This is a genomic window from Pseudoalteromonas sp. CnMc7-15 (assembly GCF_022347925.1).
GTDB classification, from domain to species: domain Bacteria; phylum Pseudomonadota; class Gammaproteobacteria; order Enterobacterales; family Alteromonadaceae; genus Pseudoalteromonas; species Pseudoalteromonas ruthenica.
This window is the reverse complement of sequence record NZ_JAKRFT010000005.1, coordinates 60436-74986: the sequence shown is the minus strand read 5'-3', so window position 1 is coordinate 74986 and position 14551 is coordinate 60436. Positions and strand designations below refer to the sequence as shown.

General features: G+C 47.9%; 11 protein-coding genes. 8 read left to right on the top strand and 3 right to left on the bottom strand.

The window, feature by feature from the left end:
* Positions 1–16: 16 nt before the first annotated feature.
* From MHM95_RS12890 to MHM95_RS12865, 6 genes are all read left to right on the top strand, one after another.
* Positions 17–1678 (top strand): DUF1566 domain-containing protein, encoded by a 1662-nt coding sequence (locus MHM95_RS12890; RefSeq protein WP_239385484.1) that lies wholly within the window; start codon positions 17–19, stop codon positions 1676–1678.
* Positions 1679–1686: 8 nt separating this feature from the next.
* On the top strand, positions 1687–2196 hold the full coding sequence (locus tag MHM95_RS12885; RefSeq protein WP_130144645.1) for a DUF1566 domain-containing protein: 510 nt from the start codon (positions 1687–1689) through the stop codon (positions 2194–2196).
* A 76-nt stretch (positions 2197–2272) separates the two neighbouring features.
* On the top strand, positions 2273–2449 hold the full coding sequence (locus MHM95_RS12880; RefSeq protein ID WP_022943417.1) for a hypothetical protein: 177 nt from the start codon (positions 2273–2275) through the stop codon (positions 2447–2449).
* A 111-nt stretch (positions 2450–2560) separates the two neighbouring features.
* The gene (gene dinB / locus MHM95_RS12875; RefSeq protein WP_045979296.1) at positions 2561–3613 is read left to right on the top strand and encodes a DNA polymerase IV; all 1053 of its coding nucleotides are present in this window, start codon (positions 2561–2563) and stop codon (positions 3611–3613) included.
* A gap of 143 nt (positions 3614–3756) precedes the next feature.
* Complete coding sequence (locus MHM95_RS12870) at positions 3757–5442, top strand: carbon starvation protein A (RefSeq protein ID WP_239385483.1); 1686 nt, start codon at positions 3757–3759, stop codon at positions 5440–5442.
* A gap of 114 nt (positions 5443–5556) precedes the next feature.
* The gene (locus MHM95_RS12865) at positions 5557–7098 is read left to right on the top strand and encodes a leucyl aminopeptidase family protein (RefSeq protein WP_239385481.1); all 1542 of its coding nucleotides are present in this window, start codon (positions 5557–5559) and stop codon (positions 7096–7098) included.
* 79 nt (positions 7099–7177) lie between these two features.
* Here MHM95_RS12865 and MHM95_RS12860 read toward each other — a convergent pair whose 3' ends face one another.
* Entirely contained in the window at positions 7178–8812 is a 1635-nt protein-coding gene (locus MHM95_RS12860; RefSeq protein ID WP_239385480.1) for a methyl-accepting chemotaxis protein, read from the bottom strand.
* Between the two features lie 136 nt (positions 8813–8948).
* On the bottom strand, positions 8949–11147 hold the full coding sequence (locus MHM95_RS12855) for a S9 family peptidase (protein ID WP_239385644.1): 2199 nt from the start codon (positions 11145–11147) through the stop codon (positions 8949–8951).
* Between the two features lie 130 nt (positions 11148–11277).
* Here MHM95_RS12855 and MHM95_RS12850 point away from each other — a divergent pair, with 130 nt between their 5' ends.
* Positions 11278–11670 (top strand): HIT family protein, encoded by a 393-nt coding sequence (locus tag MHM95_RS12850; RefSeq protein ID WP_053909970.1) that lies wholly within the window; start codon positions 11278–11280, stop codon positions 11668–11670.
* A 49-nt stretch (positions 11671–11719) separates the two neighbouring features.
* On the opposite strand, the gene MHM95_RS12845 is transcribed toward MHM95_RS12850, so the two are convergent.
* Positions 11720–13411 (bottom strand): Zn-dependent hydrolase, encoded by a 1692-nt coding sequence (locus MHM95_RS12845; protein ID WP_239385478.1) that lies wholly within the window; start codon positions 13409–13411, stop codon positions 11720–11722.
* 280 nt (positions 13412–13691) lie between these two features.
* On the opposite strand from MHM95_RS12845, the gene MHM95_RS12840 reads away from it, so the two are divergent.
* Positions 13692–14531 (top strand): HDOD domain-containing protein, encoded by an 840-nt coding sequence (locus MHM95_RS12840; protein ID WP_045979301.1) that lies wholly within the window; start codon positions 13692–13694, stop codon positions 14529–14531.
* Positions 14532–14551 lie beyond the last annotated feature (20 nt).

Genomic DNA, 14551 nt, shown 5'->3' with positions numbered 1-14551 from the left:
TAATTGGGAGCACATCATGGGTCGACTTATTCATAGCGCGCTCAGCATCATTTTGGCCACGGGATTGGTTGCCTGTGGTGGCAGTGGTGGCGACGAAGTCACTGAAAATGCGAGTATTAATGTTGGCGCTGATCGCGATGCGGTAGAAAAATCAGAATTAATCATCAACGCGCAAGTGTCGCCTCCTGGAGGCACTTTCAGGTGGCAACAACTTTCCGGTCCGGCTATCGAAGGGCTACCCAGTGAAGAGCAAGAGTTGGCGCTGATGCTCCCGGACGTTAAAGGTGACCGCGCGGCGCAAATTAAGGTCGATTATCGGGCCCCAGACAATACCTTAGTATCTGACACGCTTACCATTAATATCGCTTCAGCAAACCAGTTACCACAGATAGCCATAGCGCAAATTGCCCCCGAACAACTGCCCTCACAATATAATGATGTTGTCACCCTGAGTGCGGCTGGTTCTAGCGATCCTGATGAAAACGGTTTTATTGCAAGTTATTTATGGCAACAAACTGAGGGCCCGCAACTGCAGTTTAGCGCTGTTGATGAAGCCACTTTAAGTTTTCGTCACCCGCTACTAGATAGTGATACCACGCTTGCGTGGACTGTGTTTGTCAGTGATGACGAGGGCGGTCAAGTGAGCACCGAGTATAGCCTGCTGCTCAATAAAACCGCGCAAGTGGTCATTGCCAATGCAGGGGACGACCAGCAGGCCACTGAGTTTGATACCGTGACTCTCAATGCCGGTAATAGTGAAACGGTGAGTGGTCAGTTTAGCTGTTACTGGCAGCAACAAAGCGGCAGTGCCGTCACCCTAGCCAGTGAGCGCCAGTGCGAAACGCAGTTTGTTGCTCCCGACATCGATGTAGCACAACAACTGAGCTTTAGCGTTAGGGTGAGCGATGAACTTAACCGCAGTGCAAGTGATGAGGTCACTGTGAGCGTGCAGCGTCGCGCGTTGGGGCTGATTAACGACACCGGTATGAGCGCGTGCTTTAATAACAGCCAAGCAATCAGCTGTGATAGCACAGACTTCCAAGGGCAAGATGCGCAGCAAGGCCGAGACAGTGTAGCGCAGCGCTTAGACAAAGTGGGCAAAGGGGATATGGCCTTTGACTTTACTAAACTGAATGAGTTTGCCGACGAATTGCCCGACTCTGCTACCGAGTTTGCTTGTGTACGCGATAATGTCACTGGTCTTATATGGGAAGTGAAACAAGCCAACACCCACACTTTACCAAATACCGACTTGCGCGAAGGCCAGAATCACTACAGTTGGGCGCTTAACGGTGAGGGAGGCGTGCTTATCGGGAGTGAGCGCGCGCCAGCCAATAGCTCATGCCCTAGTGACGTTGATTGCTCGGTGCAACAATATATTGATGAGGTCAATGCCATCGACTTTTGCGGTGGGGCCAATTGGCGTCTACCTACCTATGTTGAGTTGCTAAGCTTGGTGGATTATCAACGCCATGGTCAGGCACACATGATTAGCCCGGACTATTTTATTCATACCCCGTCGGTGAGTTTACTGGGGCATTTAAACTACTGGACATCACGCACCAGCGTTGACGGCCAATCATTATCTCAAGCCTTTATTATTGATATGAGCTCAGGTAACGATTTGGCTTACCCCAAAGGTAATACCGCTTACGTTCGTTTGGTGCGCAACCCATAGGAGTGATCATGAATTATACGTTTCTAATCGTGGCGGCTGTGGTGAGTACATCGCTTTGGGCTGAACAGCGTTGTTATAATCTGCAAGCTAGTACCCCGGCAGAGCGCTTTGTGATTAATACTGATGGTACGATTACTGATAACGCCACTGGGCTGATGTGGCAACGTTGTAGCTATGGGCAACAGTTCGATGCTGAACTGCAAAGTTGCTCTGGGGCGGCGCAACAGCTTAACTGGCAGCAGGCACTGCAAAGCGCCACTAATGATGAGTTTGCCGGTTTTGATGACTGGCACTTGCCTAACAGTAAAGAACTCGCATCCATTGTTGAGCATCGATGTGTTGAGCCCAGCCTAAATTTAGACCTGTTTTTAGATGCTAGTAATGATAACTACTGGTCCAGCACATCTGCAGTAACACCGGCAGATCATGCTTGGGTGTATGAATTTTACAGTGGTAAAAATAGTCTTCATGCTAAAAGTAGTGATGTATTTGTGCGTTTAGTACGCTATCAGCAATAACTGCTTACATTTTGTTCGTATACAGCATAGAGAGCACTGAGTAAGGTAGAGTTAAGTACATTTACGAGAAACATCAATGACGCTGAGAAAGTACCTGTGGCTATGGGCCTTACCTTTGGCGCTGTTGTGCTATGCCATCGGTAGTAGCCAAGGTGTGATTGCCTTGGTGCTGGTGGCGGTCGTGGGCGAGCTTATTTTTTGGCTTGGACTATTTAAACGTGGCAAGCGCAGAGATAACGCACCAAAACCTTAGCTTGATTATTTATACAGTGCTTTATACAGTTGTTTGTGGCTTTTCCTTACACTTTTTGTCACTATAGCTTCACCTAAAACTGTTGGGCTGCCCAGGCCTCACACAAGCGCGATGAAGAAATTTATCCATATTGATATGGATTGCTTTTATGCCGCCGTAGAGATGCGCGACAATCCTGAACTGGCAAACTTGCCTTTGGCCATTGGCGGGCGTAGTCGTCGTGGAGTGCTATCAACGGCAAACTATATTGCTCGTCAGTACGGCGTACGTTCGGCGATGTCTAACTACCATGCTAAACAACTGTGCCCAGATTTAGTCATTGTCCCGGGGCGGATGCAACTTTATAAGCAAATCTCACAGCAAATTCGCGCCATTTTTAGCCGTTATACGGACCTTATCGAGCCACTTTCTTTGGATGAAGCTTACTTGGATGTGACTCAAGCACAGGTATGCCGTGGCAGTGCCACACTCATTGCTGAGCAAATTCGCCAAGATATCTTCCAACAAACTGGACTGACAGCCTCAGCAGGAGTCGCACCTATTAAGTTTGTTGCCAAAATAGCCAGCGACGAGAATAAGCCGAATGGGCAATGCGTAATTCTGCCTGAGCAACTGCCAGACTTTCTTGCTCAGTTGGACTTAAAAAAAATCCCCGGTGTTGGCAAAGTGACGCTAGAGCGGCTGCATCAGAAAGGATTATACAAAGGCCAGGATGTGCTGGATAAGGGAGTAAACTGGATGCAGCAGCATATAGGGAATTTTGGTGTGTCCTTATACCAAAAGTGCGCAGGCGAAGTAATAGGGCGAGTTAAAACCGAGCGCATTCGCAAGTCACTCAGCGTTGAACACACTTACGAATATAACAAAACCTCATTGCTACAATGTCACCAGGCCTTACCCGCTTTACTCGAGGAGTTGCAACAGCGCCTTGAGCGCAACCAACTTAGCAACGCCATTAACAAGTTGTCAGTCAAAGTAAAGTTTGCCGATTTTCAGGTGACTACCGCTGATCAAAGTGGGTTCGCCTTGAATCTAGACACTTTCGCAGCGCTAACGGCGAAAGCCTACCAAAGGGGCAACACTCCAGAGGTGAGATTACTGGGCCTGGGCGTTGGAATTTCACCGCAACAGCAACAAGCTACCCAGTTAAGCATTTTAGACTAAAGCGTTAATGAATTTTTAAACTAAGCTGATAAGGTAAATTGCTACTTTAGGCACTTAGCCTCGTCGGCCTGTGCTCGTGCGACTAATACACTTTGCTAAAGCGAAGAGTATTGTAATGACAACAAAAATAAAGAGAGAAGACTATGCAATCAGTAGTTATTGTCTTGCTTGGTATTGTCGGCATGCTATTTGGCTGGTTCGTCTATTCCAAGTTTATCGCCGAAAAAATCTTCAAAATGGACGATAAGTTTGTAACTCCAGCTCATGAGCTCCAAGACGGCGTTGATTATGTGCCAACCAATAGAGTGGTATTGTGGGGACACCATTTTACCTCGGTAGCGGGTGCTGCGCCCATTGTAGGCCCCGCGATTGCGGTTTATTGGGGGTGGGTGCCTGCGGTATTGTGGGTCGTATTTGGTACTATTTTCTTTGCTGGTGTTCACGACATGGGCGCCCTATGGGCCAGTGCTCGGCACAAGGGCAAATCCATGGGGGCGTTATCAGAATCTGTCATAGGCTCGCGCACGCGTTCTCTATTCATGATTGTGGTGTTTTTGGTGCTATTGATGGTGAATGCGGTATTTGGCGTAGTGATTGCGAACTCATTTGTCTCGCAACCTAATGCGGTATTCCCAGCTTGGTCGGCGATTGTGGTGGCCTTAGTGATAGGTCAGCTGCTGCGTCGAAATATGCCGCTTATTCCTTTGTGTGCCATTGGTGTTGGCGTACTCTACGCTACGATTTACATGGGCAGCTCAATGCCCCTGGCACTGCCTAGTGAAATGTTTGGGTTAGCGGATAAAGCCAACTGGATCATTATTCTCTTCGTCTATGCTGCAATTGCTTCGTTATTACCTGTTTGGATGCTACTGCAACCGCGCGACTTTATTAACGGCATGCAGCTGTTGGTGGGGCTGGTTCTGCTTTATGGCGCTGTCTTTGTTTCTATGCCTGATATCACAGCTCCCGCGTTTAACATGCAAACCGCTGCTGACACGCCCAGTATTATCCCCTTGTTGTTTGTCACCATAGCCTGTGGTGCGGTGTCAGGCTTCCATGGAATCGTGTCCTCAGGAACGAGCTCAAAACAATTGAATAAAGAAACCGATGGTCGCTTTGTGGGATACCTCGGTGCCGTAGGAGAAGGATGTTTAGCGCTTATCACGCTGGTGGCCGTTAGTGGCGTGGCCTTGGCTGTTTCCCCAGAGGAGTGGCATGAAATATACAGTCATTTAGGCGCTGGCAGTGTGAGTGCTTTTATTACCGGTGGCGCTAATTTAATTGAAAGTGGCTGGGGTATTTCCACCGAAGTTGCTTCAACCCTATTGGCGGTAATGGTGGTGTTATTTGCAGGCACAACGATGGACTCGGGTGTGCGTCTCCAGCGTTATATTATTCAAGAGTGGGGCGACATTTATAAAATATCGGCGCTTAAAAATGGCGTCGTTGCTACGTTAGTTGCGGTGGGGTGTTGTTTGTTACTTGCTTTTGGCGCCGGTGGCGCATCTGGCAGTGGTGGCATGATCATTTGGCCGCTATTTGGTTCTACCAACCAAATCCTTGCCAGCTTAACCTTACTGGTGATCTCGGTGATGCTTATAAAAGCAGGACGTCCGGCTAAATTCACGCTGATCCCTATGGTCTTTGTATTGATTATGGCGTTCTTTGCGGGGGTCATTAAACTTGCTGAGTACTACCAACAGGGGAACTGGTTGCTTGTTGTGCTCGATGCCATCGTCCTTATTGTTAGTGTGTTGGTCATGCTTGAGGCGTGGTCTGTGATCGCTAAACATAAGCGGGAAAAACAGCAAGGTTCAGAGCAAGCGTAAGCACAACTTGTCAACGCCACTTTACAATCCCTAAGGTGGCATAGGGCTTTGCTAGTCAAGACCCCGTAAATCACCGATAATGTAGGTCCTTTGTTTTAGATTAGGACCTTTTTTATGTCTTATGCACGCGCTACGTCTTGCGCTAGCCTTGATGCACTTAGTGCAACCAGCGAAAACGATGCTCTTATTATTATCTGTGACTCCCTTGATGCGCTGCCCCAAACCTATGCTGAACAAATCAATACTCACGCGGCGATAGATAGCCGTGTAGGTAAGCAACCGACATTATTGATCAGCGAACAAGCGCCAGGTAAGCGCTTGATTGTGACTCCCACAGGCCCTTTAGGGCGGGATTATGATGATGTGCGCCGTGTCTTTGAAGCGGCTAAAAAAGGCATTGCCGTAGCGAAGGAAGCAGGCGCTATCAAGCCGGCTTTGTATGTGCATAATATTCAACAGCGTCCAGGTTATGAGTTCGCATTGGAAGTGGCCTTTTTAGGTGCTAACCAAGCGTTATGGCAGCCCTTAGAAGCACGTGAATATCATGGCGATGCTATCTCTGCACTGAATACTATTAGCCTGGTCGGCGCTACAGATGAACAACTAAAACAGGTCAATGCGATTGCCGCTGGCCAATATGCGGCACGCGATTTATGTGGCACTGAGCCAGAGCGTATGGCGCCGCCTCGCTTCGCTGATTATTGTGTCGAGGCTTTTGCTGGTACTGCGGTAAAAGTCGATGTGATCAGTGATATCGCGACTATTGATAAAGAGTATCCATTGCTTAGTACTGTTGCTCGCGCATCCTATGCGGTAGAGCGTCATCACCCACGCGTGGTAAAAATGGCCTATGTGCCTGAAGGCAATGTTGAACGCACGTTGATCTTTGTCGGTAAAGGCCTTGTTTACGATACCGGTGGTGCGGATTTAAAAGTTGGTGGCTTCATGGCCGGCATGAGTCGCGATAAAGGCGGTGCTGCATCTGTCGCTGGGTTTATGAAAGCCGTCGCTGAAGCACAGCCTAAAGGAGTCAAAGTGATTGCCTATTTGGCCGTGGTTCGGAATTCCATTGGTTCGGATTGCTTTGTTCCTGATGAAATTATTACCAGCCGTGAAGGCATCCGCGTGCGCATTGGTAATACCGATGCTGAGGGCCGCTTGGCAATGGGGGATTTACTCAGTGAGGCTAAAGAAGTGGCCAAAGGCGAGGTGAATCCTGAGCTCTTTACCGTTGCTACTCTCACCGGGCATGCCGCCCGAGCTGTGGGGCCTTATAGTGCCTATGTTGAAAATGGTCCAGCGCGTAAAGTGCAGCTCTCACAGCAATTGGTGGAGCAGGGTGACTTATGGGCCGATTGCGCCGAGGTATCGCGTTCGCGTCGCGAAGACTATGATTTTGTGCAACCACGCACCTTAGCTGACGATGTGCTTTCCAGTAATAATGCCGCATCGGCAGTCACTGCACGGGGCCACCAGTTCCCGATGGCCTTTTTGGCGATTGTGGGTGGGTTAGATAAGCATGGCTTAGATAGCGAGCAACCGCTTCCTTATGTACATATGGATATTGCCGGCAGTGGTGTGGAAGGCGGCGATTGGCAGCACGGAAAGCCAACTGCGGCTACGGTAGCAAGCTTATTTGCTAAATACTGTCGCTAACGCTGGCAGCAATAGCCGATATTGGTAAGCTAAAAAGGCCGCCGTTGGGCGGCCTTTTTATGACCGGAAAGCGATGACTTCATATTTTGAAGCGCTTAACTATACTGGCGAGTGTTTGACTGGCCTGCTCTAGTTCGTTACTCGCCTGGTTCATAACCTGTGTGCTGGAGAGCGACTCATTGGTTGCGTGGGCTAAATCATTGAGCCGCTGCGACACTTCGCTAGAGGCGTCATTTTGTTGTTCAGTGGCGCGGGCGATATGAGCGTTCATTTCCCGGATAGAGTCAACCAAGCGGTTGATTTCATCCAATGCTTCGGTGGTATTCGCGGTGGACTCAACAGTATTGTCCGAGATCTGCTGGCTGTTTTGTACGGCCTGCACGGCTTTTTCCGCCCCTTGTTGCAACTGCTCAATCATAGCTTGAATTTCATCGGTGCTTTGGCCTGTGCGGCTGGCTAAGGTGCGCACCTCATCTGCAACAACTGCGAACCCACGGCCTTGCTCGCCAGCTCTAGCCGCTTCTATGGCGGCATTGAGCGCTAAAAGGTTGGTTTGCTCGGAAATACCGCGAATCACATCCAGCACACTGCCAATATTATTACTTTGGCTGGCTAACTGCTGCACTACCTCAGCGACTTGTTCAATTTGTGTGCTTAAACGGGTGATCGCATTCACTGTGTTATGAACCACTGATTTTACTTGATCTGCATAACTGTTCGCTTCGTTGCTAGCTTGCTCGGCGTTATTGGCATAATCACTGATGTCTTTCACTTGGTGACTTACCTGTTCCATTGCGGTGGCCACTTGTGCTGAGCTGTCGCTCTGCAGCTCAATATGATGTTGATTTTGCTGGGCCGTCGATTGTAGTTGCGCCACATGCTCACTCACTTTATTGGCTTGCTCATTGACCGCTTCTATGGATTGGCGCATCTTTTCGGTGTAGTCATTAAAGTGCCTGGCAAGGCGAGAGACCTCGTCATTGCCGCTGCTGTCTAAACGCTGGGTTAGGTCTCCCTCACCTTGCGCTATATCTTTCATCATGTCTGCTGCGTGACGAATAGGCCCCATCACACTTTGTGCTATTAAATAGCCCATCACTAACAGCACCGCGAGAATCACAACGCCCTCGAGGATAAGAATTGTTTTGCTACGTGCAAACGTGTCCTCAATGTGATCGATATAAACGCCGGAGCCAATCACCCAGCCCCAAGGTTCAAACCCCTTAACGAACGCTATTTTATCGACAGGTTGATCTTTTCCTGGCTTTGGCCACTTGTAGGGCACAAAGCCTTCACCTTGACGCTCAACCAGCTCAGCCATTTGCACGAATAGTTTCACGCCATCGGGGTCGGCGGTGTTAGCTAATGACTTGCCTTCGAGCTGTGGCTTAAACGGGTGCATAACCATGGTCGGGCTGGTGTCATTGATCCAAAAATAATTGGAATCACCATAGCGCAAAGCGCGAATGGCATCTTTAGCGGCAACTTTCGCTTGCTCATCCGTGAGGGCGCTCGTTTGTGCTTGTTGGTGGTAATACGCCGCGATGCTGTGTGCATTTTCTACTAGGTTGCGCGTTTTCTCATGTTGCCCATCCAGCAAAGAGCTGTATTGGTTAGTCAGTGAGGTCGCGACTAAGATGATGATACCGAGTAGGGCAAGAACGAGTAGGGCAATCAGGCGTTGATAAATACTAAGGCGACGAAGTTGCTGCATAACAAATCCTTGGAACGAGGTAATGCTATGAGTTTAGTCGATTCTAAGTGAGTGAGCCTAAAAATAAGTATGGATTTTCAGTAGATTGTAAAAGAAATCAGGCCAGCAGAAGCCGGCCTGATTGAAGCGTAGAAACTTACTCTTGAGCCATATCAAAATGGCGGTTAAAGAAGTCGGTAATGGTATGATGCAGGTGCGTTTGTACCTTTTTACCTCGCAAGCTATGTTTCGAGCCTGGGTAGGTCATCATTTCAAACGGCAACGCCTTGTCTTGTAGCTGTTTAAACAGCTTAGTGGCGTGGGTAAAGAGCACGTTGTCATCAGCCATGCCATGATAAATCATGAGCGAACCCTTGAGGCCATCGCTGTATGGAAAGACCGCGCTTTGTTCATAGCCTTCGGCATTAGTTTTTGGGTGGCCAAGATAGCGCTCTGTGTAATGAGTATCATACAACGACCAGTCGGTAACAGGAGCACCTGATACACCGGCTTTGAAATAATCGCCAGCTTTAAACATCCCCATTAACGCCATGTAACCGCCGTAGCTATGGCCATAAATACCTATGCGCTGCGGGTCTACGTAATCTAAGGTGCGTAAAAACTCGACGCCTTTAATTTGATCCTGCACCTCACTTTCACCAAGGTGTTTGTAGATCACGTCTTCAAAGCGCTTTCCGCGATTGTAGGAGCCGCGATTATCAAGCTGAAATACCACATAGCCTTGTTGCACCATGTATTGAAAGTATAGGTTTTTACTGCGCCAGCTGTTGGTAACTCGCTGCGCATGTGGGCCGCCATATACATTGACAATGACCGGGTGCTTTTGCTTTTTATTCAGTTTGCGTGGCTTGAACAGGCGGTAGTGCATTACCTGACCGTCTTGTGCCTTTATGGTGCCGTACTCAGGCTCTACTAAGTCGCTGGTGTAAGGGCTGAGTGGGTGCTGTTCATCGATGGCATTTTGCTCTAACCAAGTGACAAAGTCGCCATTGGTTTTACGCAGTGCAACATAGGGAGGGCGGTTTACCGACGAGGCACGGTCAATAAAGGTCTTGCTATCCTCTGCAAGAACGACGTTATGATATTCACCCGCTGCGGTGATGCGCGTAATCTCACCAGCTTCAAATAGGGGAGTGCTATACAAATGGCTTTCCAGCGGCGTGTCTTTGCGACCGGCAAAATACACGACGCCATTTTGCTCATCAACGCCTTTTAATGACTCAACAATCCAATCCCCTTGGGTGATTTGGCGTACCAGTGTGCCATCGATCTTGTACAGGTAAAGGTGCTTATAACCATCGCGCTCTGACGCCCAGATAAAGTGCTCTTTATCTTGCAAAAACTTCAAATCAAAGTGCAGGTTAATCCATGTATCACTGCTCTCTTTGACGGCCACGCGTTGGGTTTTTTCGGCGCTATCATAAAAGCGCAGCTCAAGCTCTTGCTGCGAGCGGTTTTGCCATTGATAAGACAGAGTGTGGTTGTCTTTGAGCCATTTTGCACGGGCAATGTAAATATCCTTGTCGGTGCCTAAATCAATCCAATCAACCTGTTTGTCATCAATATGGACAACGCCTAGCTCTATGGCCACATTGTCGGTGCCAGTGTAGGGGTAGCGCTGGTTAAATAGCTTCACTTCGTCGGCATAAATCTCGTTACGAATCGCCTCTTCTACGGGGCTCTCATCGATACGGGTGAAGGCTATTTTTTGTTCATCACCGGACCACCAGTAGCCGGTCATGCGGCTCATTTCTTCCTGCGCCACAAACTCAGCCATGCCATTTTTAATAACGCCGCCGCCATCTTGAGTGAGCTGGATTTCTTTGCCACTGGCCAGTTCTAAGGCATATAAGTTCTGGTCGCGGATAAAAGAGACAAAATTGCCTTTCGGTGAGAATCGCGCGTCGGTTTCAAACGCTTCGGTATCGGTGAGCTTACGGCTTTCGCCACTGGCCAGTTGATAGTAATACAAGTCCCCATTGAGTGGGAAAAGCAACGCTTGCCCGTCTTTGGACCAGGTATACTCCAAAATTCCACGGCCAAAAATACGTTGGCGCTCACGACGCGCTTTTTCTTCATCAGAGAGATTTTCCGGCCCTGAGAACAATGCTTGCGAATCGACTAACATGCGGTTGCTGTTGTCTTTGAGATTGTATTCCCATAGGTCGTAGCGATTGTAGTCTTCTTTCTTTCCTTGCAAGTAGGTAACGCGGCTACCATCTGGAGAAAACTTAAGCTTTACAGGCGCTTTACCAGCTAAACTAGGGTCGTCAAAAATGCGCTCGAGCGTCAGCTCTTTGGCAGTCGCTGCGCCGCAGGCTAAGCTTGCAGCCAAGGCAACAGATAAGTATTTGGTTGTATTAGACACGGGTAAACCTTATTGTTGTAGTGATGCGTTGATGGTACTGATGCACTGTCATAAGCGCAACTTTATGCCACTAAACTTGCAGCAACAGGAGGATGCTATGTTTGCATTAGCACCAGAGTTGGAACGAGATTGTATTGAATTGGCGGATTGGCCGTTGTGTAAAGTGTTGTTAATGAATGACAGCCAGTACCCTTGGTTTATTCTGGTACCGCGCAAAAGCGGATTAAAAGAGATCATTGATTTAAGTGATCGCGACCAAATCGTGTTAGGACGTGAATCAGCGAAGCTTAGCTGTATGTTAAAAACAGTGTTCAAACCGGCAAAATTAAATGTTGCTGCTTTAGGTAACATGGTTGAGCAGTTGCATATTCATCATATTGCTCGCTTTGAGCAAGACCCCGCATGGCCCAAACCGGTGTGGGGGGTACACCCACCTAAACCTTACACTGAAGCGCAAATTCAACAGATTAAAGAGAATTTGCAGCTATAAAAAAACAGCGCCGAAAGGCGCTGTTTTTATGTCGTCTATAAATACAGGCTTAGTTTAAGCCTAATACCTTTTTGCCCTGGATGAAGTCGACATCCACAGGGATATTCGCTTTACTGAGCTTTTCTAAATCAGCGGCCAATTCAGGTTTTATTTCACCCATGGTAGCAACGAGTTGGTCCACCTTCTGATAGTCACCGTCACCTTGCAGGGTAAGAATTAAATTCGATAGCTTGCTCATGGCTGCAGCCATCTTATCCATATTTACCTGATATAGGCCGTTTTCATCTTTGGAGAACGCGCCTTCTTGTTTGAAGAAGTTAAAGCGGATCATGTTAGCTTTACCGTGCGCGCTGGATGCGCCAAAACGTACAGAGCGGAAGATTCCAGCCATAAAGGTGACATAGTAATCTTCTAACGTACCCTCGGTAATCTCGCCTTTTTTCAATAGCTGTTCAACCATATACAAGCCAAGGATATCCGCCTTACCTTCTTCCAATGCACTCGCGTGCTCTTGAAGCGACTGGCGTACGGTGCCTTTACCGGTAATGGTGTTTTTAATACCTAGGCCATGCGCCACTTCGTGGAACATGGTATTAGCAAAAAAGGCGTCGAAAGTAATGTGTTTGCGCTGCTCGGGCACAATAAGCTCAGCGGCAATGGGCATGAGGATTTTGTCGAACTTAGCGCGCATGGCATTTTTAAGTTGCAGGCGGCGAGTGCCTTTTTCCAGTTGCACTTGCTCATCATTAGGCAAGTTGATAGCTATGGTTTTGCTGCCAGCATTGGAGTGGCCAGCATAGTAGATGACATCATACGCATTAAGGTCGGCGTCTGAACCAGGAACCTCTTGCTTATATTGCTCCGCCACAGGCAGACCTTTTTGTAGCTCCGGAAGGAATTGCGCAAATTTTGCTAAGCGCTCACTCCAGGCCATGTCTTTGACCAAAACATAGGATTCAAAAGCCGCACGATACCCGAAAAGTTGATCTTCATAGGTTTCGATTGGGCCAATAACCACATCAATGGGGTTATTTTTCATATCCATCCAAGCAAAATCAGAGGCTTGATAGTCATCACTTAGCAAGGCATCGGCACGCATACTCAAGTAGTTAGCGAATTCTTTATTATCGGCCAGTTCGCTCGCTTGGCGCAGCAAATCTGCGGCAGCTTCCAATGCTTGGGCGTATTCTACTGAATAAGGCACACTGTAAAGCTCACCTTTGTCATCGCGTTTGATGATGGAATAAAGGCCTGTTTTATCTTTTACACTGCTTTGCTCTAATTCTTCTTTTGTCATATCAGCTGGGTAAAATTGAGCCCCTGCTGGTTTGTGCTCAAAGCCGCTTAAAAAAGGCTGTTCGCCGTTTAAGCGATCCCAAGGACCATAGTTAATCTTGGCAAAGTGACGCACTTGTTCATCATCTAGGCTCGCTAAGAAATCTTGTTGCTCGCCACCGAAAGCCTGACGCCAAAACAGTTGGTCCATAATTTTTGAGGCATCAATCAGTTTAGCGAGCATTTTTTGCTGATTCCCGCTTAGATGTGACAAGTCGGTATTGAGCTCAAAATCGGTGTAAATGTTAAGCCGCTCGCGTTCAATATTTATCAATTCAGGGCCACTGCTTGGTTGTGCGCTCGCCGCCGTTTGTTCAGTAGTTGACTGTGGTTGCTTGGAGCAGGCGCCAAGTGCGAATACAGAGCTAATAAGCAGTGCTTGAGAAATTTTCGACAATTTACTCATGGGATCCTCTTTCGGTGTAACTCGTTATTGGACTGTAAAGTAAGACAAAAAACACAGTCCATTGAGAGAGTTTATGATTCGGTTATAGCGGGGGAGAGCCCCGTGTTGTTGGGCATTAAAGCAACTCAAGGGCTGGCTGGCAATAATGATTATGGGAACATAGGTAATTATTTTTTGTAAATAAATGGGCAATTGCGCTATCACTTTCTAAACTTTATCGGTAACTTATAGCTAATTTATAAGAAAAAACGGCTTTGCTGACATAAAGGATACTGGCGACATGTCCACAGAAAACGCTTTGCTGACCATCTTGGTTGACCGCATAAATAACGATACTTTGGTGCTGCCAACCTTGCCGGAAGTGGCACTTCGAGTGCGTAACGCTGCAGATGACCCGGATATAACCTTACATGATATGGCGGACGTGATCGCCAATGATCCCGCATTAGCAGCTCGGATGATCAAAGTTGCGAATAGCGCCTTGATGAGTCGCTCGGTGAAGGTGACGACTATAAACCAAGCCGTTACGCGCATCGGCCTAAGGCAGATAAAAAATATCGCCACAGCGATGGCGATGGAGCAGCTATTCGTCTCTCAGCATGAGCTGATCAAAGGCTATATGGATAAGGCATGGCAAAAGACAATTCGTGTTGCCTGCCATTCGATAGCGCTGGTGCAGAATTTTCGCAAGCAACAGCGTCACGACACGATTAATACCGAAACTATCACCTTGGCAGCACTGACCTACAATATTGGTATTTTGCCTATTCTCACCGAGGCTGAGAAGCACCCAGAGGTGTTTGCTAATCCGAGTTTTTTAGCTCATGCCATTCAAAAACTAGCAGGGCGCATTGGTGCTGCTATTTTAACCGCTTGGGACTTCTCTGATGAATTCGTAGAAGTCGCAAAGTGCTGGGCCGATCCTAATTATCGTCCTAAAGAGGTGGAGTTTGTCGATTTTATTCGTATGGGCGCGATCATGGAGGGCATTTTACAAGTGTCAGATAAGTCGTCCGCACTGAATGTTTATGTCGATAAAGGGATTATCCCATCTGTGGAAATATTTGCTGACGATGAGTATCAGGAAGTCGTGGGTGATATAAGAGAAATATTCAGTTAAAAAAAGGAGCCTCAGGCTCC